Here is a 25,659-nt window from a genome sequence, read left to right as displayed (position 1 = left end):
CCGAGGACGCTCTCATGTTGTTACCGGTGATCATGGCAGGCGGTTCGGGGTCGCGCCTGTGGCCGCTTTCGCGGCAACTGAACCCCAAGCAGTTCCTGCGATTGACCGACGCACATCTGTCGATGCTGCAGCAGACCATCACGCGGCTGGAAGGCGCCAACGTCGCGCTGCCGCAGTTGATCTGCAATGAGCAGCATCGCTTCCTGGTGGCCGAGCAATTGCGCCAGTTGGGCATGGAACAGGCCAGCATCCTGTTGGAACCGGTGGGGCGCAACACGGCGCCGGCCATCGCGCTGGCGGCGTGCAAGGCGCTGGCCGAGGCACAGGACCCGATCCTGCTGGTGCTGGCGGCAGACCATTTGATCGAAGACGTCCCGGCGTTTCATGCCAGCCTGGAAGTGGCGCTGCCGCTGGCCCGTGACGGCAAGTTGGTGACCTTCGGGATCACGCCCACTTGCGCCCATACCGGCTACGGCTATATCGAACAAGGCGCGGCGGCGGGCGAGGGCGGTTATCGGGTCAAGCGCTTTGTGGAGAAGCCGGACGCCGCCACCGCTGCGGCGTACCTGGCCAGCGGCGGGTATTACTGGAACAGCGGCATGTTCATGTTCCGCGCCAGTCGTTACCTGGAGGAACTGGAGCGCTTCCAACCGGCGATCCTCGAGGCCTGTCGCGTGGCGCTGGAAGGCGGCAGCCAGGATCAACCCTTCACCCGCGTGCATGCCGCGACTTTTGCCGCGTGCCCGGACGATTCCATCGATTACGCGGTAATGGAAAACACCCATGACGCGGTGATGGTGCCGTTGCAGGCCGGCTGGAGTGATATCGGCTCGTGGTCGGCGTTGTGGGAGGCCAGCGAAAAGGATGCCAGCGGCAATGTGATACGCGGCGACGGGCTGAGCCTGGACACCCGTGACACCTACGTCCACGCCGACAGTCGGCTGGTGGCCACGGTGGGGGTGCAGGACCTGATCATTGTCGAGACCAAGGACGCAGTGCTGGTGGCCCACAAGGACCAGGTGCAGCAGGTCAAGGCCATCGTCGACCTGCTCAAGCAGGCCGGGCGCCATGAGCATCTCAACCACCGCGAGGTGTACCGGCCATGGGGCATGTACGACTCGGTGGACAACGGCCAGCGCTATCAGGTCAAACGCATCACGGTGAAGCCGGGGGCCAAGTTGTCGGTGCAGATGCACCACCATCGCGCCGAGCACTGGATCGTGGTCAGCGGTACGGCGCGGGTGACCAATGGCGAACAGACTTACCTGGTGTCGGAAAACCAGTCGACCTATATCCCCATCGGCCAGGTGCACGCCCTGGAAAACCCGGGGGTGATCCCGCTGGAGTTGATCGAAGTGCAGTCGGGCTCTTATCTGGGCGAAGACGATATTGTGCGCTTCGAAGACAAGTACGGCAGGGCCTGAGGTTTTCCGACAATTAATAACGTTTTTAATAACTTTGCCGGGCGCAACGCATTGAAGGCCGGGGCTTGCCGGGAAAACGTTATTTTCAACTAAGTCGGCTGAATATTATCCGTCTGGTGTGCTGTTTAGTTGAATGGCACTATCGGTTTGCCTGCTCACTGATGATAAGGAGTCTGAAATGAGAAAATCACTGGCTATTCTGGTACTCGGTGTCTTGAGTACTTCGGCGATGGCCGACGAGTTACCGTTGGGGCTTGATACCACAGTGGCCGGAACCGTTACGGTGGGGCAATCGTTGTTGGTCGGCGCTGCCCTGGTTGCCGGTGTTGCCGCTGTTTCCAACAGCGGCGGCAGCTCCAATGGCGGCACCACCACGGGTACTACCGGCACCACCGGCACTACGGGTACCAGCAACTAGTCGTACACCCTCCGCTTTTAAGACCGCTTGGAATCCCCGCCCAAGTGGTCTTTTTTTCTTGTCGTCTATCGCGAGTGTCCTAGCACTATGATGCGTATTTTTTCTATTGCAGCCGTGGCCGCTGCATTATTGCAAGGCTGCATGTTTGCCCCGGGTCAATCTATGGACACGGCCGCCCTGACCGAAGAGGGCGGGCCTGAAAACAGTCGCGTGGATTTAATTCCGATTACCCCAAAGTTATTGGCCATGGACGCGGCAAGTCATGTGCCTTATTCCATTCCTGCAGAACTCTTGAGTTATAAACCCGGGCCGTATTTGATCGGCGCCAATGACGCGCTGTATATCACGGTGTGGGATCACCCTGAACTTACCGCGCCATCCGGCCCGCAGCAGCAGATCGATGCCAACGGTCGCTTGGTCAGCCCCGAGGGCAACCTGTTTTACCCCTACGTCGGCGAGGTGGTTGCCAAGGGTCGCAGCATTGAAGCGCTGCGCAGCGAGATCACCGACAAGCTGCGCCAGTACATCGACAGCCCCCAGGTGGATGTCAGCGTGTTACGTTTTGCCAGCCAGAAAGTGGTGATCAGCGGCGCGGTGATCAAGGCCGGGCCGGTGCCCCTCACCACCATTGCCATGAACGTCAGCGAGGCCCTTGGCGCCGCCGGGATCGACCCGATCAACGCCGACCTGTCGAACCTCACCCTCACCCGTGGCGGCAAGCGCTACACCCTGGACCTCGACACGCTCAACCTTGAGCAGTCGCGCCTGAATGACATCTACCTCAAGGACGGCGACCAGCTGTACCTGGCCTACAACGACCGCAAGCGCATCTACGTGATGGGCGAGGTGATGCAACCCCGTGCGCTGAGTTTCAAGACCCGCAGCATGAACCTCTCCGACGTGCTGGGTTCAGTGGGCGGGGTCAACCAGAACACCTCCAACGCCGATGCCATCTACGTGATTCGCGGCGCGCAGAACATTGATGTGGAACCGGCCAAGGTGTTCCAGCTGGAAGCCGGCTCCCCCTCGGCCATGGCCCTGGCCACGCGTTTTGATGTGCAGCCCCAGGACGTGGTGTTTGTCGGCCCGGCGAATATCACGCGCTGGAACCGCTTTATCAGCCAACTGGTGCCGTCCGCGTCGATCATCGGCATTGGTGCATCCACCCAGAACAACCTGAGCGAAGCCAGCAGCCGATAGGGTGGTACCTGCGTGAACAGTCTGAAAATCGGTACGTACGCAGGGTTGGCGTGGCTGTTGGCTGGCTGCAATCCGCTGATGCAGGCCTCGCTGGATACCTTCAGGGCTGCCGTCGGCGGCCCGCCGCCGTTGGTGTTGAGCCAGGCCCAGGTGGATGCGGTGCCGTTCCCCCAGATCAAGGTCACCACGGTGTCCGGCGCAGGGGTAATGGCGTTGATCCGCCAGCGCGACGACCTGCAGTTCTGGGTGGCGTCCGGCAAACAGGTGCTGCTGCTGCGCGACGGTCTGGTGGTGCGCACGGTGGGCCTGGGCACTGACCTGGATGGCACGCGCTGGCAGGGCCGGTCACCGTTCCAGCAGGGGTTGCATCGTGTCCCGGACGGCTATCGCAGCACGCGCCAGATCGACGTGGTGGACGGCTATCGCCTGGGCGTTACGGTCAACAGCCGCATGACGCGCCAGGGACTGGAGAGCGTCGAGATTCTCGACAAATCCTATGCCTTGCTGCGGGTGGATGAAGACATCGAGGCCGCCGGCTTTCACGCGCGTAACCGTTACTGGGTCGACCCCGGCGACGGTTTTATCGTGCAGAGCGAGCAGCACCTGACGCCCGACCTGACGCTCACCATTACCCAACTGCAACCGACTCGCAAGGATGCCCCATGATGCTGCGAAAATTGGCCGCGCTGGTGCTGTTGTGCAGTGGCGCCAGTGTGTCCCTGGCGGCGATGACCGTCAGTGGCAAGGTGCGCAATCCGGGGCCGATCCCCTTGGCGCCCGAGGCGCGCTTGCTGGATGTGATCACCGCGTCGCAACCGGATGCCCAGGGCTATTGGCTCGGTGCGGCCTGGCTGCGCCAACCCTTGCTGGCACAGCAGGCACGGCTCAAGGCCGGTGTGCTGTTTGACCTGCAAACCCTGCAGCGTGCGGCGTTGGCGGCCGGTCGCGAAGGTCGCGCGCATGCGGCGGCTCGGCTCTATCAACAGGTGCAGGCCTTGCCGGTGACCGGCCGCCAACGGGCGATGCTGGATCCGGTGGCGGTGGAAGTCGGCTTTGCGCCGAACCCGCTGGTCAGTGACGGCGACCGCCTGGTTTATCCGCCGAGGCCGGACAGCGTGCGTGTCGTGGGTGCCGTCGCCGCAGCCTGCACGTTGGCATTCCAGTCGCTGCAGCGGCCCCTCGATTACCTCCACGCCTGTCCGGCCCTGGCGGAAGCGGACCGCGATTACCTGTGGCTGATCCAGCCCGACGGCCATGTCACGCGCCTGGGTATCGCGGCATGGAATCGCGAGGAGGGCACGCCTCCCGCACCGGGCAGTACGTTGCTGGTGCCGATCCGCAGCGACGACCTGGACCCGCTCACCCCCGAACTCAATCAGCAACTGGCCGAGTTTCTTGCCACCCAACCCCTGGCCGAGGTCACGCCTTGAAATTATGTATTGCAGCCGTGCTGCTGGTGCCCTGTGGCGTCGCCCATGGCGATCCCCGTTACACCCAAAGCGATTTCGGCGGCGTCGGGCTGCTGCAAACCCCCACCGCCCGCATGGCGCCCGCCGGCGAACTGAGCGTGAATGCCAACCGCACCGAACCCTACAGCCGCTACAGTTTTTCGGCGCAACCCCTGGACTGGCTGGAGGGCACCTTTCGCTACACCGCGATCACCAACCGCCCCTATGGCGCCGAGTCCTTCAGTGGCGGCCAGAGCTATAAGGACAAGGCGGTCGACGCCAAAGTGCGCCTGTATCAGGAAAGCCACTGGCTGCCCGAGGTGGCGCTGGGGTTCATGGACCTGGGTGGCACCGGGTTGTTTTCCAGCGAGTACCTAGTGGCCAACAAGCGCTACGGTGACGTGGATTTCAGTGCCGGCATCGCCTGGGGGTACCTGGGCAGTCGTGGTGATTTCGGCAACCCGTTGGGTGCCTTGGATGATCGTTTCAACCAGCGGCCCACCGCCGAAGGCTCCGGCAGTTTTTCCAACGGCTACTTTCGCGGCCGGCCCGCGTTGTTCGGTGGGATTGCCTATCAGACGCCCTGGGCACCGCTGAGCCTCAAGCTGGAATACGAGGGCAACGACTATCAGAACGAACCCCGCGACAACAACCAGCGCCAGGACTCGCCCATCAACCTCGGCCTGGTCTACAAGCTGGCCGACGCCATCGATGTGAGTGCCGCCTGGGAACGTGGCAACACCGCTATGTTCGGCATCACCCTGCACACCAATTTCGTCAGCCGCAAGGCCCCGGTAAAAACCTACGACCCGCCGGCCCCCAAGTTGCCTGCCAAGGCCCCGACCACGCCGATGGACCAGGTGGACTGGGCCGCCGTCTCCCAGCGCCTGCATGACAATGCCGGCTACAACGTGCAGCGCATTACCCAGCGCGGGCCGGAGTTGTTGGTGTACGGCGAACAGCAGCGCTACTTCTACAGCGCCAAGGCGGTGGGGCGCGCCAGTCGGATTCTCGATAACAGCGTGAATGACCAGATCGATTGGTTCACCCTGGTGAGCGAGCGCTACGCCATGCCGATCGAAGAAACCAGCGTGCCGCGCGAGACCTTTCGCGAGGTGGTCAACCACCGCGAGGACCTGCAGAACCTGCATCGCCAGGTCGAGGTCAATCGCGCCAGCAACCGCAGCCAGACAGTGCTGTACACCCAGCCACCCAAGCCCTTCACCTATGGTGTGGGGCTGGGCTACAAGCAGAACGTCGGCGGGCCGGATGGCTTGCTCTACCAGGTGTCCGCCGACCTCGACGGCGAGTATCGTTTCACCCGCACTACCTGGTGGAGCGGTCTGCTCAGCGTCAACCTGCTGAACAACTACGACGGGTTTACCTACGATGCGCCCAGTGGCTTGCCCCGGGTGCGGACCGACCTGCGCCGGTACATGACCTCCTCCGATGTGACCCTGCCGACCTTCCAGCTCAACCATGCGCAGCAGTTGGACCAGGACCTCTACGGTATGGTCTACGGTGGTTTGCTGGAGTCGATGTACGCCGGCGTCGGCAGTGAAGTGCTGTACCGCCCCATGGGCCAGCGCTGGGCGTTGGGAGCCGACCTGAACTACGTGCGTCAGCGTGGTTTCGAGCAGGATTTCAGCTTGCGCGATTACCGCACCGTCACCGGGCATATCACCGGCTATACCGATCTGCCGTTCAACATTCAGGGCGCCTTGAGTGTGGGGCGCTACCTGGCCAGGGACTGGGGCGCGACCCTGGACCTGTCGCGGGAATTCAACAATGGTGTACGGATTGGCGCGTGGATCACCCGCACCACTGCATCCAGCGCAGAGTACGGCGAAGGCAGCTTCGACAAAGGCCTGTACCTGTCCATTCCGTTCGATGAGTTGATGAGCCTGTCGACCATGCGGCGCGCCAACCTGGTATGGGCGCCGCTGACCCGCGATGGCGGCGCTCGCTTGAACCGCGCCTACTCACTGCATTCGATGACCGATGGGCGCGACAGTGAGCTGTTCTACAAGAACATCGACAAGATCACTGAATAGACCCGACTACCTCTTCGACGTAGCGCTGTCGCGCAGCAAACTGGGACCTTTGTGGTGAGCGGGCTTGGCGAAGCGTCGCACCGCCCGCGTAGGGGGGCGAAGCGCCCCTGATGAAGACGAATGCGGTGTATCAGGCACTCCTCTGGACCTGGTTTTGGGGCTGCCGCGCAGCCCCTCCCACATTTGAACTGTATTGATTGTCGGCTATCAGTAGATGTCCTTGGACAGCAGCGTAAACGGCGTCTTCAGCAGGATCTTGATGTCCAGCCACAACGACCAGGTATTGATGTAGCGCAGGTCGATGTCGACGCGCTGCTGCATCTTTTCCAGGGTCTCGGTCTCGCCCCGGCAGCCATTGACCTGGGCCAGGCCGGTGATGCCGGGTTTGATCCGATGGCGGGCCATGTAGGCGCGGATTTTCCCCGAGTAGTAGTCGTTGTGTGCAATCGCATGGGGGCGTGGGCCGACCAGTGCCATGTGGCCTTGCAGCACGTTGAACAGCTGCGGCAATTCGTCGATGGAGGTGCGCCGGATAAACCGGCCCACCGGCGTAATGCGTGAATCGTTGCGACTGGCCTGGCGTACCTCATGGTCGTCATGCACACGCATGGAGCGGAATTTCCACACCTTGATCACCTCGCCATTCCAGCCGTGGCGGTCCTGCTTGAAGATCACCGGGCCGGGGGAGGTGAGCTTGATCAGCAGGGCGACCAGCAGCAGTAACGGGCTCAGCACGATGATCGCCAGAGCCGCCAGGCTCTTGTCCAGCAGCGACTTGCTCAGTGCAGCAGTGGGGCGGCTGGTCAGCGGGCTTTCGTTGAGGTAGATCGCCGGCAGCCCATCCACTTCGGCCACGCAATGGTTGAGCAGCAGCATGTTATTGAGGTCGGGCACCCAGATCACATCCACGCTGATCTCCAGCAGGTTGAGGTACAACGCCTCAATGTGGGTGGCGTCCTGCAATGAATGGGTGATGTAGAGCCGGCGGATGCCGTGTTGCCGGATCAATTGGGGCAGTTGCGGCAGCTCGCCCAGAATCTGCGATTGCGCACCCTCCGCGGCGCCGGCAGGGTTGCCGACGAGCCCCACCAGGGGCGAACGCTTTTGACGGGAGAGGGTTCTGGCCAGGTCCACGGCAAGCTTGCCGGTACCCACGATCAATGACTTTTGGCGCTCGTGAAGTTGGCGGTGGTAATACCGGGACAGGCTATGTAAAGGGATATAGCACAGGGCCAGTAACGGATAACTGATTGCCGCCCAGAGTAATAAGGTTTCCCAAGGAAATAATGAACTTGCATTGCACGCCATGCCCACGATAAACACTATTGCGACGGTCAGCAGCCAGCCCATGAACAGTCGTCCCAGGCCCACGCCGTAGTCATCTTTTTTACTGTAGACGTCACACAGGCTATACGCCGGAAGAGATGCCAATATGGTAAATGCGGCCAGCGCTCGGTAGTTGTATTCAAGTTGGCCGGTCTTTAAAAAGACCAACATGAATAACGCTGTAACCACCAATCCCGATGCCAATGTCCACTGGCCCCAAAACGTTAAACCCTTGGGGGTCAGGTTGCGATGCATTCTAGTATTGTTCAACATAGTTCTGCTCCCGGTGGTGACCACGCACGTGGTGGCAGGGTTTAATCAACAGGCGGGCACGCGCACGCGCGTACCCTTGGATAGTAATGAACGGCGGGGGGCAGTGGCTGACGACTTATAACAAGGTCGCAAGGATGTTGTTATGGCGCTGATGTTATAAAAAGGCAGGTAGAAGAGGGTGGTAGTAGGCAGGGTGCGTGATAAGGTCTGATGTATTTATTATTTTAGCGGCGCGCTTGGGTCGGCTCTAATGGCTTCTTGATTTTCTGTGTCAGGCAATAACCGCGATTTCTGACGGCGCGAAATAAACGTTCGCCTTCGTTGGCTCGCTTGAACTTTTCCTGCAGGCGACTCAAGCACATCTCCAAGCCGCGATAGTATTCCGGCTCGCGCCCGATATTACGGATCAGTTCTTCTTTGCTGACCACACGGTCTTCGTGGTTCAGCATCTTTTTAATCAAGGCCGACTCAATGGCGGTCAGCGAAATGCGCAGGCCGCCTTTGACCAGCGTTCGGTCATGCTGGGTAAGTAACCAGAAATCCTGGGGATACAGTTGAGTTCTTTCCAGGCCGATGTCCATGGAACGAGAGTGGGGATCCCCCAGGTCGTCGGGAGTCTTGGGCGTAGGCATTCTTGCTTCTTGCCGCGCGGCGTTAAAAGGGTGTGAGAGCAAGGTGATGGAGTGCGTCGCCAGCGCGTTCAAATCGTAGTGGAACGTTTCTGCACTGGGGGTGAAGTCCTGCAGTGCGATAGCCGGGAGTGTCGGAGTGAAGGCGTATTTCTTGAGGGAGCTCATAGTGTCCACCGAGATCAGTGAGAGGCAGGTTTTTATAAGCGATCAGCTGGGGCGTAATACCCGCCCTGAAAGTATTTGAATGGCAGGTTTTTAGCCAACATTGCGCTGTCGCAAAACTCGACATGGTCGGCAATGAAACGCACCCCCGTGGCATTGATCAGCTCAAGCATGTGGTCGTAGAGCCGATCGAACAGGCCCGACCGCGTGTTCAGGCTCAGCCGGAGGGCGGAGTCGGGGAAAGGCATTTTTATGTAGTCGTAGAGGTCCAGCTCGATCAACAGGTCGCCGCGTGTTGTATCGAGTGTGTAGCCACTGTAGGCCAGCTTGATACAACCCTGGTCTTTGAGCTTATACAGTTGGCGCACCATGCCCCGGCGTTCTGCAGGATCCGGGAGTGCGCCCAGCGGGTTGTGGAGGCTGAGTGTCAAGGTCTGGCCGTGGGTTTTCAGGCGGTGGGCGGCTGCAATGATGTCCTTGACCAGAGGCTCGTTCATCAAGGCAGCCTGGTCTATATTCACAAGCCGGTGGCCCACCTGCTGGAGGGCTTTGTGGCGTGGGTGGCTGCGTTGCAGCGCCTCACGGTAAGCATCCTCGAGTTGCTCGCGGTGGCCGCTGCCCACTACGCTGATTTCGCTGCCCCATAGAGCATGCGTACGCTCGACGATGGCCTGCCGGACCAGCGTGAAGTCCACCGCGTATGCAGGTGATAGTTGCTCGTTATTCACGGTCCGACCGCTCCCTGGAACGTTGGAAATGGCTGGCGCAAATAAGACCGCTGCTGAGTTTGTAGCCGTAGCCGCGGATGTTCTGGATGATATTGTCGCCGTAGTGCGCCTTGATCTTACTGCGCAGTCGACTGATAGACTTTTCCAGTGCCCTGGAGTCGTAGTACTTGGTGTTAAGCCCCATGACCGCCGCAATTTCATTGTGACTCAGCAGCCTGTTCTGAATAAGGGCTTCGAGAACTTTCATCTCGACGAAGGATATTTCCAGCTTTTTACCTTCGCCATAGATGCACATGCGATCCTGATCCAGCACCAGGCCACAACGTTTCAGTCGAGCGCTTTCACTCAAAAACGCATCAAACAGGCTTAGTTCTTTTTCGGCAGAGGTTTCCAGCGCTTTGATGCAATAGTCAGCACCGGCCAGATAATATTTTGTCTTGCTCAGTGTGGAGGCAAAGGTCACGACAACGAATATCGTGCAGCCCGGATTATCGCTGCGGGTCTTTCTGATAATGTCCAGGGTCTGATTGCTGGCAGAGGGTGTATCAATTTCTATAATAATGGCGCGGTAATGCTTATGACTTTCCAAGGACTCGGTTAGTTGCCCGTAGCATCGTGTATCGATTTTTAAATCATTCGGTACAGTACGAACTATCAGCGCCCGAAAGTCCTCCGATTTCGATGGAGTCCGTGCAATAGCGAGGACATTGGAAAAATGCATCACCTACTCCCTTTTCTGGCATGCAAGGCCATCAGTTCAATCGCTGCTAGCATTTAGATACTAATCGAATTGAATACGCTCAAACGTGACAAATTTTAACATTCATCACGTTATTTTTGATGGCGAAGCGAGGGGGGAGGCGGTTGTTTCGAGGATCTTTACCTGAACTTACACATAGGCTAGTGCAAATTTGTAATGCGCGGTAAGTATTTTAGCCCTAACGATTTTTTGAGCGGGGCAGGGTTTAAGCCTTGCCCATTTATGCGGCGCTAACAGGGGCTGGGAAGGTGGCATCCTCAGGTCAATTCCTCCTCCCGCAACTGCACGCTCATGTCATCGCAACTCTGCGCCCAGTCGATCAACCATTGCGGCATCGGCGGTGATGCCTCGTCCAGACCCAGTTCCCGCACGAACTCACCCGGAGGCAAAGTGCCCTTGGCCGAGCGGAACAGCCCGCGCATCACCACCACGCCGACTACGCGACCGCGACTGATAAAACGGTGTTCCATCAGGCTCCACTTCGCGTCCCAGCCCAGCATGCGGGTGTGCACCTCGAACACCTCGAACAGCTTCAACTCCCGTCGAAACTTGCCCCAGGTGTCGCCCACGATGGGCAGGGCCTTGTGGCGCAGGGCGACGCGAAAGGCACCGGTACGCAAGACGAAATCCATGCGTGCGACATCCGCCAGTGAAAAGTACCGGCCATTGGTGACATGCCGGTTGATATCCAGGTCCAGGGGCCACACCCGCATGCGCACCACCGTGGTGGCCAGGCCGTGGGCGGGGGTTCGCCATGGGCGGCGGCAGAGCATGTACAGCAAACGCAACCAGAGATTCATAAGTACGCCCGTCAATTGCTCAGTGGCAGCACTTTAAGGACCTGGAGTCGGCCATGGTAGGTCCGTAAATGACTTATTTGCGCAGGAAAGCGCAATTCGGTGACTTCTCTGATGAGGCAGACGAAAAAAAACCGGCTGATCAGGCCGGTTTGGGGATCTCGCAAACGCTGCGGTATCAAGCGTGGTTGTCCAGCAGGCGATCGGCACCGCCTTCTGCCAGGCCACGTTCCTGCAGACGGTCGGCACCGCCTTCGGCTACGCGATTGCCTTGCAGGCGATCGGCACCATCTTCGGCTACGCGATTGCCTTGCAGGCGATCGGCAACATCTTCGGCTACACGATTGCCTTGCAGACGGTCAGCCCCGCCTTCGGCAACACGACTTTCGATCAGGCGATCCGCGCCGCCTTCAGCAACAACAGGGTGGGCAAATGCGTTTGCAGCGAGTACCGAGAAAGCGAGGCTAAGCAAGATTTGGCGTTTCATGAGGGTGTGCTCCAAGTGTTTTAGTGGGGTGTTGCCGGGTATGGGGTTGATGTTACGCGTTGCATTTTTTAAGAGAACTTCATTGGGCTGATGGTGACTATCGATGCCAGCGATGGCCCGTTTCAAAGGGCCATCGCCGCGCCGGTCACGGCATCTGTGGCCGTTCCTGAGGGCGCAGGTCGAACACCAGCACCTCGGCATCCTGGCCCTGGCTCAGGCGGATTTGCCGCTCATCGCGCACGCGGGCACCGTCGCCTTCCTGCAAGCGCTGGCCGTTGATGTCCACGCTGCCCCGAGCCACATGGATGTACACGTGGCGATCCGGCGGCAGGTCGAGGGTCGCGGCTTCGTCGCCGTTGAACAGCCCGGCGTACACCCTGGCGTCCTGGCGCACGGTCAGGGAGCCGTTGCTGCCGTCCGGCGAGATGATCAGTTGCAGGCGCCCTTGTTTCTGCGCCGCGCTGAAGTGCTCCTGTTGATAGCGCGGTTCGGCACCGGCCACGGCGGGTACGATCCAGATTTGCAGGAAGTGCACGCCACGGGTCTGGCTGTGGTTGAACTCGCTGTGGGCCACGCCGCTGCCGGCGCTCATCAGTTGCACATCGCCGGGGCGGATCACCGAGCCGGTGCCCAGGGTGTCCTTGTGTTCCAGGGCGCCTTCAAGCACATAGGAGAAAATCTCCATGTCGCGGTGCGGGTGCTGGCCGAAGCCTTTGCCGGCCGCGACGCGGTCGTCGTTGATCACCAGCAGGTCGGAAAAACCCTGTTCATCGGGGTTCCAATAGTTGGCGAACGAGAAAGTGTGGAACGACTTCAACCAACCGTGATTGGCGGCGCCGCGTTCGGAAGCTTTGCGAAGGGTCAGCATGGTGGTGTCCTCAAGTGAGCGCGGGCTGCGAGATGCAGGGCGCTTGCGTTGAGAAGAAGGTTACTGGTAACTGAAATATTCATTAAGAAGCTGAAATCTGAATAACTGTCTCTCTCAGATTGACAGTTAAAGGCATGCCATAATGCCTGCCGCTTTCTTTCCCCTTGATGGATGCTTCCTGTATGAAAACCGTGGCCATGGCGCTGTTCCCGGACTTCCTCCTGCTGGACATGGCCGGGCCGCTCGAAGTGTTTTCCATTGCCAACCGCTACCTGCCGGCGGCGGAGCATTACCAGATTCTCACCCTGGGTACCGAACCCGGTCCGTTGCGCGCTTCCAATGGGGTGCTGGTCCAGACTGACCTGCTGCTGGACCAGGCCCAGGCGGCATATGACCTGCTGCTGGTGCCCGGCGGCCCGGGTGCCTATAACGAATGCCATCCGGCGCTGCTGCCCTGGCTCAAAGCGGCGGCGCCACGGGCGCGGCGCTTCGGCTCGATCTGCACCGGCGCCTTTGTGCTGGGCCACGCCGGGCTGCTCGACGAACGCCGCGTGACCACCCACTGGCACTACACCGAGCGCCTGATCAAGGCCTTCCCCAAGGCCATCGTCGAGACGGATCGCATCTACCTGCAGGACGGGCGGTTGATTACCTCGGGCGGGGTCACCGCCGGTATCGACCTGGCGCTGTCGATCGTCGCCCAGGACCATGGCAAGCAAGTGGCGGTGGATGTGGCCAAGGTGCTGCTGGTGGTGATGAAGCGCCAGGGCGGCCAGGCCCAGTTCAGCCCGATGACCGCGTCCGTGGCGCCCCAGGAAACCGCGATCACCCGCGTGCAGAACCATGTGCTCGCCCATCTGGACCAGCCCTTCACCATCGAGTCCATGGCCGAACTGGCCGGCATGAGCCCGCGCCACTTTGCCCGGTTGTTCGCCAAGGACGTACAGATGACGCCCATGGCCTTCCTGCAGGGCGCGCGCATCGACCGCGCCCGGCAACTGCTGGAAACCACCGACCTGCCGCTCAAGACCGTGGCGTTCCACGCAGGCTTCGGCAGCGTACGGCACATGCGCTTTCTATTCAGTGAAAAACTCGGCCTCAACCCGACCCAATATCGCCAGCAGTTCAGTTAACGACAGGATGTCCGTCTCGCGCACCCGATTGTCCGTATCGCTCCCCGTGCCAGCATTGCCCTGTCACGGGTAGCTGGCAAGATAACGTCGAGCCCATGGAAAAGGATGCGCGGACGCCCAAGACCGGGTGTTCCAGCGCGATTGCAGACATGAATATGCCTCAGGCGATTGACGCGGATAGCACGGTGCGCTTCGGTGACTATGCCTTTCATCGGCAGCAGCGGCTGGTGAGCAAGGCGGGTTGGCCGGTGCCGTTGGGCGGGCGGGCATTGGATATTCTGGCGGTGCTGCTGGAGTCGCCAGGGCAATTTATCAGCAAGGCCACCCTGATCGAGCGGGTCTGGCCGTCCAGCGTGGTGGAAGAGAACAACCTGCGGGTGCACATCGCTGCACTGCGCCGTGCCCTTGACGGGCAACGCTTGATTATCAACGACCCCCAGCGCGGTTACTGCTTCGCCGCCCCCGTGCGGGTCGCGGCTGCCGCGGTGCTGCCCCGACATAACCTTGCCCCCCGGCTCAGCCCGCTGATCGGTCGCGATGAACTGCTGGGCGTGCTGGTGCGGCGTGTGTCCGGGCAGCGCCTGATGACCCTGACCGGTTGCGCCGGCGTGGGCAAGAGCAGCCTCGCCCTGGCGCTGGCCGAGCGGGTGTTGCCGCGCTATCGCGACGGTGTGTGGTGGATCGACCTGGCCACGGTGGAGGCGCCGTTGATGATGCTGCGCCACCTGGCCACGGTGCTGCATCTGGAACCCGGCGGCAGTGTCACGCAGTTGTGCCGCCAGCTGGTCTCCCGGCAATTGCTGCTGGTACTCGACGGCGCCGACCTGCTGCTCGGTGCCTGTCGACATCTTTTACGGGCGCTGCGCGAAAATGCGCCCCAGGTCAGCGTGCTGGTCAGCAGTCGCGAAGCGTTGCAGGCCCCAGGCGAATGGGTGCTGCGCGTCCCACCGCTGGGCGTGCCGGCACCGTCGGCGTTGGGCAGTGTTGAACAGGCGATGGCGTTCCCCGCCGTGCAGCTGTTCGTCGCCCGGGCGTGTGCCGGCCAACAGGGCTTTGTGTTGCGCCGACAGGACCTGGCACCGTTGCGGGACATCTGCCGGCGCCTCGACGGTATTCCCCTGGCCCTTGAACTGGCGGCAGCCCAAGTGGATGCGCTGGGCGTGCGCGGTCTACAGGCGCAGTTGCACAGTGGAGTGCAGGTACTGACCCGGGGCCGCCGCACAGCGGTGGAGCGCCACCAATCCCTGACCGCCGCCCTGGACTGGACCTACGAGCGCCTGAGCCTGCCGGAGCGCTGGCTGTTCCTGCAACTGAGCCTGTTCAAGATGGCCGTGACCTTGCCCACCCTGGGTAAGCTGGTGGCCGGCACCGAGCTGGAGCACGCCGATTTGTCGTACCTGCTCGGGCGCCTGGTCGGCACCTCGCTGTTGAGCCTCGAACCCGGTCCGGGCTATCCGCGCTATCGTCTGCTCAACAGCATGCGCAGCTATGGCCTGGCACTCCTGCGCAACCCGCAGCAGGTGGCGCGTTTGCAGCAGGGCTATGGGCATTACCTGGGGACGTTCTCAGGCCGGCCGTTTGTCCTGCAACTCGTCGAGCAGGCTGCGTACGCGGACTAGATCCTGGGTGGCGAAGCCTTCGGTAAATCGCGCGTAGACCGAACCCAGCAGGTCGCGGGCGGCCTGCAGACGACCCTGCTGTTGCCACCGCCGCGCCAACGAGTCCGCACAGCGCAGCTCCCAGGCCAGCGCGCCTTGCTGGTGTGCCAACTCCAGGGCTTCGAGCAGCAGCGCCTCAGCCCCGTTGGCATCGGGCATGGCCTCGGCGCGCACGCGCAGGATTTCCGGGCTGCACCAGCCGCCCGCACCGCTCCGGGCGCGTTCGAACAAGGCCTCATCCACTGCACGGGCGTTGAAGGTCACCAGGATGTCTTCGACCAGCCCCAATCCCTGCATATCGGCGATCTGCGCCGTGCCTTCGTAGCATTGCGCCCAGGTGTGGAACAACTGCACCGAATGCTTTTGCGCCTGTTGCAGGAGGAGGTCCAAGCGGTCGCGGGCTGCAAGGGTGTCGCCGTTGCAATGGGCGATGACCACCCCGGCCAGGGCCAGGGTGTAGCAAATCGACGTGCCGTGGTTGATCTGCAACGCCAGCTCCAGCGCCTGGCTGGCGGTGCGCCACGCACGTTCGGGAAAACCGCGCAGCCACAGGATGCGCGCGAGGATGGTCAACGAGGCCACGCTCTGGTCGTACTGCACGCCAAAGCCGTGGGTAAACCGGTTGAGATGGCCGCTCTGGGCCATGCGCTGGATCACCTGTTCGGCATTCTGCTGCGCCAGTATCTGATTGCCGGCGAAGTGCTGCGCCAGCACCCTCAGGCGTTGGGCGCTGAGGGCCAGCAACGGCTCGGCCTGTGGCCCCAACCGGTCGAAATGCAGGCTTTGCTCCAGGGCCTCGCGGTAGTTGCCGCCACACAGGCTGACCGCCATTTGCCCCGACACCGCGCGCAGTTGGCCAACCAGGTTGCTGTCGGCTTCGGCCAGGCGCCGTGCATGGGCAAAGGCTTCGATGGTCTGCGGCGTACCGCCCTGGGTGTGATAGGAGAAACTGCCGAAGGCCAACTGCAAGGCCATGTTCAAGTGCGGGCTCGGCGTGCTCGATTGCCCCAGCCGCGCCAGGGCCTTGCCCACGTACAGGCCGTGTTCGCGCAGCAGCGACAGCTCCTGCCACAACGGCATGGCGCTGACGGTGAGACGAATACCCAGCAGGTGCACGCCCTGGTCGCCCAGGCCCCAGTCGAGGGCGGCACGAATGTCTTCGCGCAGCGGCGCATAGCGGTCGATCCAGGTTTGGGTGGCGGTCTGTTCCCAATCGTCCTGCGCCTGGTTCATCAGCACCAGGCAGCGCTTGGCGTGGTGTTCACGGGTGGCATCGAGTTCATTGGCGACGCTGAGTTTTTCCAGGGCATAGGTGCGGGTGATGTCCAGCAGGCGGTAGACCACCTCGTCATCCCCGGCTTCCACCGTGAGCAGGGATTTCGCCACCAGTTGGGTGATAGAACCCAGCACCTCGGCCGGTGCAACCTGTTGCCCGGCGATCACCGCCGCTGCACTGGCCAGGCTGAAACCACCGCGGAACACCGCCAGGCGACGCAGGCAGATTTGCTCGCAGCCGGTGAGCAATTCGAAGCTCCAGTCCAGGGTGGCACGCAGGGTTTGATGGCGGGGCAGGGCGCTGCGTCGGCCACGGGTGAGCAGGCGGAAGTTGTCTTCCATCTGCACCAGCAGGCCGGGCAAGCCGAAGCGCTCGATCTGCGCGGCCACCAACTCGATTGCCAGGGGGATGCCGTCCAGGCGTTGGCAGATATCAATGGCCAGGGGCAGTTCGGCTTCGCTCAGTTCGAAGCTGTCCTGATGGGACATGGCCCGCTCGATCAGCAGTTGCAGGGCCGGATAACCCAGGGCCTGGGCGCGGTTACCGGTGGCGGGCGGGCAGGCCAGGGGTTCCAGGCGCTGCACCGACTCGCCCTCGGCGCGCAAGGCTTCGCGGCTGGTGGCGAGGATGTGCAATTGGGGCGCGTGGCGCAGCAGGGCCTCGCTGATCAGCGCGATGTCGTCCAGCAGGTGTTCGCAGTTGTCGATCACCAGCAGCAACTGGTGCTCCTGCAGGCGGCGTGCAAACACGGGCAACGGTTCATGCTCGGTGTGGGTGAGGTCGAGGAGCGCGGCGAGATTGGGCAGGATCATCGACGGCGCGCTGAGAGGTGCCAGGTCCAGCAGGCGAATACCGTCGCGGTAATGTCCGATCAACAATTCCGCAACGCGCAACGCGACGGTGGTCTTGCCGATGCCGCCGGCGCCGGTCAGGGTGATAAAGCGTTGCTCGGGCAGCTGCTGTACCAGGCTGTCGATCAGGGCCTGGCGGCCAAGCATGCGCGTGCGTCGCAGCGGCAGGTTGTGGCTCGGGCGTTGGGGGGCGCCTTCGGTCGGTAGGCTCATCGGCTCGATGCTCAGTGGCGCCACAAAACTGTAGCCACGCTGGGCCACCGTAACGATATAGCGCTGCCCGGCCTGGCCATCGCCCAGGGCCTTGCGCAGCGCCGCCATATGCACCCGCAGGTTGCCGTCTTCCACCACGCTCTTGGGCCAGACCCGGGCGATCAGTTCCTGCTTGCTCACCACCGTGCCGGCCTGCTCCAGCAGGATCAGCAGGATGTCCACGGCTCGCCGTCCCAAGCGCAATGGGCGACCGGCCTCCAGCACCAGGCGCTGGCGCGGGTGGATGCGGTAAGGACCGAAATGCACGGCCTGGTCGCGTGGGTCACTCATGGGTGGCCATGCTCTGGGAAAAGTAAGTGGCCAGCATATTCCAGGTGCGTGCCGACCACTAGGCAGCGATCTCCCGAGGCTTGTGACGCAGTTGGTGATTTCGCCAGGTCATCGGGTTGACGCCCTCGCTGCGCGTGAACATATGGCAGAAATGCGCCTGGTCGCAAAAACCGCACTCCAGGCTGATTTGCGTGAGGCTCAAGGAGGAACCGGTGATCAACTCCTTGGCCCGCTGGATGCGTTGCTGGCGTATCCATTCCTGGGGCGACAGCCCGGTGGTGCACTTGAACGCGCGGGAAAAATGGCTGCGCGACAGGGCGCAGGCCTGGGCCAGGTCGGCAATCGCCAGGCTTTCACCGAGGTTGGCGAGGATCAATTGCTTGGCGATTCGTTCGCGCCGGGGGCACAGGCCGCCGGTGGCGGATAAGCGAGGAGCACAATACGCAGGTCGGGCCATGACGGATATCCGCAGTCGATGGGAGCGTTCCCGGTGAATGGATGCAGTGTAGACCGGCTCATTTTTGGCGCCGTACCGTCTGGCTGGCGAGTTAATCGTTGTTAATTTCGCCAGGTTCGGTCGCGGAAAAGACAGCACAGGCATGCAATCCAGGCAGTGTCCTGTCTGCTTAGCTGGGAGCCTGCTAACCGTTTGGATACCGCCATGAACCGCAATGACCTGCGCCGCGTCGACATGAACCTGTTGGTGATTTTCGAAGCGCTGATGTTCGAGAAGAACCTGACCCGGGTCGCCGAAAAGCTCTTCATGGGCCAACCGGCGGTGAGTGCGGCATTGGGCCGGCTGCGAGATTTGTTCGACGACCCGTTGCTGCTGCGCAACGGCCGGGGCATGGAGCCCACGCCACGTGCCGTGGCGATACTCAAGGAGCTGCAACCGGCCATGGACACCATTTCAGGCGCAGTCAGCCGCGCCAAGGATTTCGACCCTTCCACCAGCTGTGCGGTGTTCCGCATCGGCCTGTCCGACGACGCCGAGTTCGGCCTGTTCCCGCCGCTGCTCAGCCAACTGCGCGAAGAAGCCCCGGGCATTATCGTGGTGGTACGCCGCGCCAATTACCTGCTGATGTCCGCGTTACTGGCCAGTGGCGAGATCTCGGTGGGCGTGAGCTACACCACTGAACTGCCGGCGAATGCCAAGCGCAGGAAACTGCGGGACATTCCCTGCAAGGTGCTGCGCGGGGATGATGGCGTCGAACCGCTGACCCTCGACGACTATTGCGCACGGCCCCATGCGATGGTGTCGTTCTCGGGGGACTTGAGCGGCAATATCGACCTGGACCTGGCCCGTATCGGCCGTGCCCGGCGGGTGGTGCTGGCGGTACCGCAGTTCAGTGGCTTGCGGGCGCTGCTGGCCGGTACGCAGATTATTGCCACGGTGCCCGACTATGCGGCGTGTGCGTTGACCGAGGGCACGGCGCTGCGGGCAGAGGATCCGCCGTTTGCGATCGATGCGGCGGAGTTGTCGATGGTGTGGAGTGGGGTGCACGACAATGACCCGGCGGAGCGGTGGTTGAGGGGCAGGATTGCGCAGCATATGGCGGGAGGGGGATGAGCTTGGCGGCTTCTGGGCCTCCCATAGTTTGATCTGCGTAACCTCCAGCCCCGACTACCGGCTCTTGTAAGAAATTTCCCAGAGGAGTACAAATGTACTCCATGACGACCCTGACCCCCCGCCGCACCGCCATCCTGACCTTCATCCGCGACCGTATCGCGCAGCAAGGCCAACCCCCCAGCCTCGCCGAGATCGCCGAGGCGTTCGGCTTTGCCTCCCGCAGCGTCGCGCGCAAGCACGTCGTGGCCCTGGCCGAAGCCGGCTTCATCGAGGTCAACCCCAACCAGGCGCGCGGCATTCGTTTGCTCAACCAGCCCCTGCGCCCGGAGTGGCTGGATGTCCCGGTGCTCGGCCGAGTGGCAGCCGGCCGGCCCATCGGCGCGGATGCCGACGTGCACAGCCGCCTGCAACTCGACCCCGCCACTTTCGCGAAAACCCCGGATTATCTGTTGCGCGTGCAAGGCGATTCGATGATCGAGGACGGCATCCTCGACGGCGACCTGGTGGGCGTGCGCCGCAGTGCCGAAGCGGTGAACGGGCAGATTGTGGTGGCGCGCCTGGACGGTGAAGTCACCATCAAGCGTTTCGAACGCAGTGGCGAGCGTGTTCGCCTGCTGCCGCGCAATCCTGCGTATCAACCCATTGTGGTCGGGCCCGACCAGGACCTGGCCATCGAAGGGGTGTTCTGCGGCCTGGTGAGGCAAGGCTGATGGGCGCCGTGGTTGCACTGGATATGCTGTTCAATGGCGGCCGCGTCTGGAAAGGCCGGCCTGTGGCGCCTCCGGCCAGCGTGCAGCCTACGGGGCTGGCGGCGCTGGATGCGGTGCTGCCCACGGGCGGCTGGCCGGAGTCGGCCTTGAGCGAAATCCTGATGGCCAGGGACGGTATCGGCGAACTGCAACTGGTGCTGCCGACCCTGGCGCGATTATCGGCGGCGGGCGAGCGCATTGTGCTGGTGGCGCCGCCCTACACCCCGTACCCCCACGCGTGGCAGAACGCCGGGGTGGATTTGCGCCAGCTGTCGGTGGTCCAGGCCGAGGCGCGCGATGTGCTGTGGGCGGTGGAACAATGCCTGCGCTCCGGCAGTTGCGGCGCGGTGCTGTGCTGGCCGCACAAGGCGGATGACCGCGCCTTGCGTCGCTTGCAGGTGGCTGCGGAAACCGGGCAGACCCTGGCGTTTGCCTGGCGCGCCTTGAGTGAAGCGATCAACCCTTCGCCCGCCGCCCTGCGCCTGGCCGTCGAGGCCAAACCTGCCCGGGTGCGGGTGCTCAAGTGCCGGGGTGGCTTGGCTCATCCGGCGCCGATTGCACTGGCGGGGCACTGAGGTTGCCATGCGCTGGGTGTGTATTGTCTTCCCGCAATTGGCGCTGGACGGGGTGCAGCGCCTGCACCCCGAGCCCGACCAACCCCTGGCGCTGCTGGCCGGCACGCCGCAGCGGCGCGTGCTGCAAACTGTCAATGACGCCGCCCGCGCATTGGGCCTGCGCCCGGGGCAATCGCTGACGGCCGCCCATGCCCTTTCCAAGACCTTTGCCTGTGCCGAATACGACCCCGTGGAGATCGAGCGCTGGCAGCAGTTCCTCGCCGCCTGGGCCTACCGCTTCAGCTCCCAGGTCAGTGTGTATTACCCGCGTGCCTTGCTGTTCGAGATCGAATCGAGCCTGGGCCTGTTCGGGCCCTGGCCTCGGTTCGAGGCACGCCTGCGCCAGGAACTGGGCGAGCTGGGCTTTCGTCACCGTATCGTCGCCGCCCCCAACCCGGCGGCGGCGCGGGTGCTGGCCAATCTCTACGATGGCCTGGCCGTGGCCGATGAGGATGCGTTGCTCCAGGCCCTGGCGCCACTGCCCATCGACCGCGCCGGCCTCGACCCGCAAGCGGCCACCGCGTTGTCGCGCATGGGCCTGCGTACCCTGGCCCAGGTGCAGGCGTTGCCCCGGCACACCCTGGCGCGGCGCTTTGACGCCAGCCTGCTCAAGCACCTCGATGCCTTGACCGGACAACGGCCGTTGGCCCTGGCGTTCTATCAGCCGCCGGACCAGTTCGATGTGCGCATCGAGCTGAATTTCGATGTGCAATCCCACCAGGCCTTGTTATTCCCCCTGCGCCGTCTGACCGGCGACCTCTCGGCGTTCCTCTGCGGCCGTGACAGTGGCGTGCAGCGTTTCGACCTGCACCTGGAACATGCCGATGCACCGGACAGTGTGATCAAGGTCGGCCTGCTGAGCGCCGAGCGTGAGCCGGCGATGCTGTTCGAACTGGCCCGTGGGCGCCTGGAGCACGTGCAAGTCACCTCGCCGGTGCGCGGTTTTCGCCTGGTGGCCCAGGACCTGCCGGTGTTCGTGCCGCAACGCCAGGACCTGTTCGACGATCGCCCGCAACAGACCCTGCCGTGGGAACAACTGCGCGAACGCCTGCGCGCGCGCCTGGGGGATGAGGCGGTGCAAGGCCTGCGCTTCCATGCCGACCATCGCCCCGAATGCGCCTGGCAAATGGCGGCGGATAAAAGCCCGTGCGCCACCTTGAGCAAGGTGCGGCGTCCCGGCTGGTTGCTTGACGAACCGACCTTGCTGGCCGAGCAGGGCGTGCAGATCCTCATGGGCCCGGAGCGCATCGAATCCGGCTGGTGGGACGGTGCTGATATTCGCCGCGACTACTACCTGATCCAGACCCGCGCCGGCCAGCAAGGCTGGGCCTATCGCAGCGTGGGGCAAAACGACGGGCTATGGCTGCAAGGCTGGTTCGCATGAGGCTGCAACCGGCCTCTGTAGGAGCGAGCTTGCTCGCGAAAAACGCAAGGGCACCGCGATGACCCAGGGCTCCCGCGTCATCGTTAACGCGCTTCGCGAGCAAGCTCGCTCCTACAGGCGGCGGTGGCCATGAGTTATGCCGAGCTGCACTGCCTGTCCAACTTCAGCTTCCAACGCGGTGCCTCCAGCGCCCTGGAGTTGTTCGAGCGGGCCAAGCGCCAGGGCTACAGCGCCTTGGCGATCACCGATGAATGCACCTTGTCGGGCATCGTGCGGGCCTGGCAGGCGGCGAAGGCGGTGGGCTTGCCGCTGATTATCGGCAGCGAAGTGCGCATCGAAAACGGCCCGAAACTGGTGTTGCTGGTGCAGGACCTCAGCGGCTACCAGCACCTGTGCCGCTTGATCACCGTGGCCCGACGCCGGGCTGAAAAAGGCCACTACCGCCTGCTGCCGGAAGACTTCGAGCAGCCGTTGCCCGGCCTGCTGGCGCTGTGGGTCGCCGAAGACAGCGACACCCAGGCCTCCATCCACTGGCTGCGCCGTACCTTCGCCGAACGCCTGTGGCTGGCGGTGCACCTGCACTGCGGCCAGGACGATGCGCGGCATCTGGAGCAACGCCTGCACCTGGCCGCCAGCCTGCAGATTCCGGCGGTGGCCTGCGGCGATGTGCATATGCATGCCCGTGGCCGCCGCGCCCTGCAAGACACCATGACCGCGATCCGCCATCACGTGCCGGTGGCCGACGCCGGCACGCGTCTGCACCCCAATGGCGAGCGGCATCTGCGCAGCCTCGACGCCCTGGCCACGCTGTACCCGCAGGCGCTGCTCGACGAAACCCTGGCCATCGCCCAGCGCTGTCACTTCGATCTTGGCCAGTTGCGCTATCACTACCCGCGCGAGCTGGTGCCCGAGGGCCACGATGCCGAATCCTGGTTGCGCGCCGTCACCGACGAAGGCATCGCCCGGCGCTGGCCCCACGGGGTCGATGCCAAGACGTTGCAGCAGATCCATCACGAGCTGACACTGATCAGCAAACTGGGTTACGAAAGCTACTTCCTCACCGTGCATGACATCGTGCGCTTCGCCCGCAGCCGGTCGATCCTGTGCCAGGGCCGGGGTTCGGCAGCCAACTCGGCGGTGTGTTTTGCCCTGGGCATCACCGAGATAGACCCGAGCCTGACGAGTACGCTGTTCGAGCGCTTCCTGTCAGAGGAGCGCAACGAGCCGCCGGACATTGACGTCGACTTCGAGCACGAACGTCGCGAAGAAGTGCTGCAGTACGTGTTCCAGCGCTATGGCCGTACCCGCGCGGCGCTGACGGCGGTGGTCAGCAGTTACCACGCGGCCGGTGCGGTGCGCGATGTGGCCAAGGCCCTGGGCTTGCCGCCGGACCAGATCAACGCGCTGGCTGAATGCTGCGGGCGCTGGAGTGACGATGCGCCGCCCCTGGAACGCTTGCGCGAAGGCGGCTTCGACCCGGACAGCCCGATCCTGCGCCGTGTGCTGACGCTCACCCAACAGTTGATCGGTTTTCCCCGGCACCTGTCCCAGCACCCCGGGGGCTTCGTGATTTCCGAATACCCGCTGGATACCCTGGTGCCGGTGGAAAACGCCGCCATGGCCGAGCGCACCATCATCCAGTGGGACAAGGATGACCTCGATGCGGTCGGCCTGCTCAAGGTGGATATTCTCGCCCTGGGCATGCTCAGCGCGATCCGCCGCTGTTTCGATCTGCTGCGCCGCCATCGTGGCCGTGACCTGTCGCTAGCGACGATCCCCAAGGAAGACCCGGCCACCTACGCGATGATCAGCAAGGCCGACACCATCGGCGTGTTCCAGATCGAGTCGCGGGCGCAGATGTCGATGCTGCCCAGGTTGCGGCCGCAAACATTCTATGACCTGGTGATCGAGGTGGCCATCGTGCGCCCCGGGCCGATCCAGGGCGGCATGGTGCATCCCTATCTGCGCCGGCGTAACAAAGAGGAACCCACCACCTATCCGTCGCCGGAACTGGAGACGGTGCTCGAACGCACCCTGGGCATCCCGCTGTTCCAGGAACAGGTGATGCAGATCGCCATGGTCGCCGCCGACTACAGCCCCGGCGAGGCCGACCAGTTGCGCCGTTCCATGGCCGCCTGGAAACGCCACGGTGGCCTGGAGCCGCATCAAGCACGCCTGCGCACCGGCATGTTGAAAAACGGCTACACCGAGGCTTTTGCCGCGCAGATCTTCGAACAGATCAAGGGCTTCGGCAGCTATGGTTTCCCCGAGTCCCACGCCGCCAGTTTTGCCTTGCTGACCTACGCCAGTTGCTGGCTCAAGTGCCATGAGCCGGCGGCCTTCGCCTGTGCGTTGATCAACAGCTGGCCCATGGGGTTCTACAGCCCGGACCAGATCCTGCAGGATGCGCGGCGCCATCGCTTGCAGATCCGCCCGGTGGATGTGCAGGCCAGCGACTGGGATTGCAGCCTGGAACCCATCGATGGCCAGCAACCGGCGATTCGCATGGGGTTGCGCATGATCTCGGGGTTTCGCGAAGAGGATGGGCGGCGTATCGAGGCCGCACGTCAGCGCCGGGCGTTCAGGGATATTGCCGATCTGGACGCCCGCGCCGGGCTGGATGCGCGCACCCAGGCGTTGCTGGCGGATGCCGGGGCCTTGCGCGCCCTGGCCGGCAACCGGCATACGGCGCGCTGGGCCGTGGCAGGGGTGCATAAGCAGCTTGGCTTGTTCGCTGGCCTGCCCAGTCCCGATGAGGCGCGGGTGGAACTGCCGAAACCGACGGTGGGCGAGGATCTGCACGCCGACTACGCCCTGCTTGGCACCACCCTTGGCCCGCACCCATTGGCGCTGCTGCGCGCCGAGCTGCGTAAACGGCGTTGCCGCAGCTCGAATGAACTGCAGGCGGTGGAGCATGGGCGCACTGTCAGCGTCGCCGGGCTGGTCACCGGTCGCCAGCGCCCCGGCACGGCCAGTGGCGTGACCTTTGTCACCCTCGAAGATGAATTCGGCAACCTCAATGTGGTGGTCTGGCGCGACCTGGCCGAACGCCAGCGCCAGGCTCTGGTGGGGTCGCGGTTGCTCAAGGTGGACGGGCGTTGGGAGGCGGTGGGCGAGGTGCGGCACCTGATCGCCGGGCGCCTGACCGACCTGACGCCGCTGCTGGACGGCATCACGGTGCGCAGCCGGGATTTTCACTGAGGCGGGTAGCGCCGGCGATGATTACCCCCTAATTTATACAAAATGAAACCATCGCCCCTTGATACGCTCCAAATTTTGCGACCGTCCTTTCTCTGCGCAGAGC

22 protein-coding genes are annotated in these 25,659 nt (G+C 62.9%); 13 read left to right on the top strand and 9 right to left on the bottom strand.

The features are described 5' to 3' along the window. Positions 1-14 precede the first annotated feature (14 nt). The 6 genes from AC07OP_RS21130 (at position 15) to AC07OP_RS21105 (ending at position 6,544) form a co-directional block, all read left to right on the top strand. Positions 15-1,424, top strand: a complete 1,410-nt coding sequence (locus AC07OP_RS21130) for a mannose-1-phosphate guanylyltransferase/mannose-6-phosphate isomerase (protein ID WP_141155233.1) — start codon at positions 15-17, stop codon at positions 1,422-1,424. Positions 1,425-1,602: 178 nt separating this feature from the next. Next, positions 1,603-1,842 (top strand): hypothetical protein, encoded by a 240-nt coding sequence (locus AC07OP_RS21125; RefSeq protein ID WP_141155232.1) that lies wholly within the window; start codon positions 1,603-1,605, stop codon positions 1,840-1,842. Between the two features lie 87 nt (positions 1,843-1,929). Continuing rightward, a complete protein-coding gene (locus tag AC07OP_RS21120) occupies positions 1,930-3,042 on the top strand; it encodes a polysaccharide biosynthesis/export family protein (protein WP_495102389.1) in 1,113 nt (370 codons plus the stop codon). A 12-nt stretch (positions 3,043-3,054) separates the two neighbouring features. Beyond that, positions 3,055-3,708 carry a YjbF family lipoprotein gene (locus AC07OP_RS21115; RefSeq protein ID WP_223841601.1) on the top strand — a complete coding sequence of 218 codons (654 nt, stop codon included), beginning with the start codon at positions 3,055-3,057 and terminating at the stop codon, positions 3,706-3,708. After that, the gene (locus AC07OP_RS21110) at positions 3,705-4,472 is read left to right on the top strand and encodes a capsule biosynthesis GfcC family protein (RefSeq protein ID WP_495102388.1); all 768 of its coding nucleotides are present in this window, start codon (positions 3,705-3,707) and stop codon (positions 4,470-4,472) included. Before AC07OP_RS21115 ends, AC07OP_RS21110 begins: the two co-directional genes overlap by 4 nt. Beyond that, positions 4,469-6,544, top strand: coding sequence for a YjbH domain-containing protein (locus AC07OP_RS21105; protein ID WP_495102387.1), 2,076 nt, complete (start codon positions 4,469-4,471; stop codon positions 6,542-6,544). The genes AC07OP_RS21110 and AC07OP_RS21105 overlap by 4 nt, the downstream gene beginning before the upstream one ends. Before the next feature lie 207 nt (positions 6,545-6,751). Here AC07OP_RS21105 and AC07OP_RS21100 read toward each other — a convergent pair whose 3' ends face one another. From AC07OP_RS21100 to AC07OP_RS21070, 7 genes are all read right to left on the bottom strand, one after another. Then, the gene (locus tag AC07OP_RS21100) at positions 6,752-8,143 is read right to left on the bottom strand and encodes an undecaprenyl-phosphate glucose phosphotransferase (RefSeq protein WP_065941943.1); all 1,392 of its coding nucleotides are present in this window, start codon (positions 8,141-8,143) and stop codon (positions 6,752-6,754) included. Positions 8,144-8,367: 224 nt separating this feature from the next. After that, positions 8,368-8,940: a winged helix-turn-helix domain-containing protein gene (locus AC07OP_RS21095; RefSeq protein WP_115488236.1), complete on the bottom strand. Its 573-nt coding sequence runs from the start codon at positions 8,938-8,940 to the stop codon at positions 8,368-8,370. A 32-nt stretch (positions 8,941-8,972) separates the two neighbouring features. After that, positions 8,973-9,665, bottom strand: a complete 693-nt coding sequence (locus tag AC07OP_RS21090) for an EAL domain-containing protein (RefSeq protein WP_495102386.1) — start codon at positions 9,663-9,665, stop codon at positions 8,973-8,975. Continuing rightward, positions 9,658-10,386, bottom strand: a complete 729-nt coding sequence (locus tag AC07OP_RS21085) for a winged helix-turn-helix domain-containing protein (protein ID WP_281111900.1) — start codon at positions 10,384-10,386, stop codon at positions 9,658-9,660. Before AC07OP_RS21085 ends, AC07OP_RS21090 begins: the two co-directional genes overlap by 8 nt. 296 nt (positions 10,387-10,682) lie before the next feature. Then, positions 10,683-11,225 carry a thioesterase family protein gene (locus tag AC07OP_RS21080; protein WP_065941947.1) on the bottom strand — a complete coding sequence of 181 codons (543 nt, stop codon included), beginning with the start codon at positions 11,223-11,225 and terminating at the stop codon, positions 10,683-10,685. A 175-nt stretch (positions 11,226-11,400) separates the two neighbouring features. Further along, complete coding sequence (locus AC07OP_RS21075; protein ID WP_495102385.1) at positions 11,401-11,709, bottom strand: hypothetical protein; 309 nt, start codon at positions 11,707-11,709, stop codon at positions 11,401-11,403. 145 nt (positions 11,710-11,854) lie between these two features. Continuing rightward, positions 11,855-12,577, bottom strand: a complete 723-nt coding sequence (locus AC07OP_RS21070) for a pirin family protein (protein ID WP_495102384.1) — start codon at positions 12,575-12,577, stop codon at positions 11,855-11,857. Between the two features lie 182 nt (positions 12,578-12,759). Between AC07OP_RS21070 and AC07OP_RS21065 the strand changes: the two genes are divergently transcribed. Both AC07OP_RS21065 and AC07OP_RS21060 read left to right on the top strand, forming a co-directional pair. After that, positions 12,760-13,710, top strand: coding sequence for a GlxA family transcriptional regulator (locus AC07OP_RS21065; protein ID WP_407694837.1), 951 nt, complete (start codon positions 12,760-12,762; stop codon positions 13,708-13,710). 95 nt (positions 13,711-13,805) lie between these two features. After that, positions 13,806-15,329, top strand: coding sequence for an ATP-binding protein (locus tag AC07OP_RS21060; protein WP_495102383.1), 1,524 nt, complete (start codon positions 13,806-13,808; stop codon positions 15,327-15,329). Here the strand turns inward: AC07OP_RS21060 and AC07OP_RS21055 are convergent. Both AC07OP_RS21055 and AC07OP_RS21050 read right to left on the bottom strand, forming a co-directional pair. After that, positions 15,276-18,038 carry an ATP-binding protein gene (locus tag AC07OP_RS21055; protein ID WP_495102382.1) on the bottom strand — a complete coding sequence of 921 codons (2,763 nt, stop codon included), beginning with the start codon at positions 18,036-18,038 and terminating at the stop codon, positions 15,276-15,278. The two genes, AC07OP_RS21060 and AC07OP_RS21055, sit on opposite strands and share 54 nt — an antisense overlap. Positions 18,039-18,096: 58 nt before the next feature. Continuing rightward, entirely contained in the window at positions 18,097-18,495 is a 399-nt protein-coding gene (locus AC07OP_RS21050) for a helix-turn-helix domain-containing protein (RefSeq protein WP_027608661.1), read from the bottom strand. Between the two features lie 204 nt (positions 18,496-18,699). Here AC07OP_RS21050 and AC07OP_RS21045 point away from each other — a divergent pair, with 204 nt between their 5' ends. The 5 genes from AC07OP_RS21045 (at position 18,700) to AC07OP_RS21025 (ending at position 25,556) form a co-directional block, all read left to right on the top strand. Continuing rightward, positions 18,700-19,608, top strand: a complete 909-nt coding sequence (locus AC07OP_RS21045) for a LysR family transcriptional regulator (RefSeq protein WP_027608660.1) — start codon at positions 18,700-18,702, stop codon at positions 19,606-19,608. A gap of 92 nt (positions 19,609-19,700) precedes the next feature. Beyond that, positions 19,701-20,318 carry a transcriptional repressor LexA gene (lexA, locus tag AC07OP_RS21040; RefSeq protein ID WP_495102381.1) on the top strand — a complete coding sequence of 206 codons (618 nt, stop codon included), beginning with the start codon at positions 19,701-19,703 and terminating at the stop codon, positions 20,316-20,318. Beyond that, entirely contained in the window at positions 20,318-20,932 is a 615-nt protein-coding gene (imuA, locus tag AC07OP_RS21035) for a translesion DNA synthesis-associated protein ImuA (protein ID WP_495102380.1), read from the top strand. The genes lexA and imuA overlap by 1 nt, the downstream gene beginning before the upstream one ends. A gap of 7 nt (positions 20,933-20,939) precedes the next feature. Then, the gene (locus AC07OP_RS21030; protein ID WP_495102379.1) at positions 20,940-22,355 is read left to right on the top strand and encodes a Y-family DNA polymerase; all 1,416 of its coding nucleotides are present in this window, start codon (positions 20,940-20,942) and stop codon (positions 22,353-22,355) included. A 129-nt stretch (positions 22,356-22,484) separates the two neighbouring features. Further along, a complete protein-coding gene (locus AC07OP_RS21025; RefSeq protein ID WP_495102378.1) occupies positions 22,485-25,556 on the top strand; it encodes an error-prone DNA polymerase in 3,072 nt (1,023 codons plus the stop codon). The last annotated feature ends 103 nt before the right edge of the window (positions 25,557-25,659 follow it).

The sequence above is a fragment of the Pseudomonas sp. GW821-FHT09D08 genome (assembly GCF_059416305.1).
The sequence above is the reverse complement of the archived record's forward strand: the minus strand, read 5'-3'. Positions and strand labels throughout refer to the sequence as shown.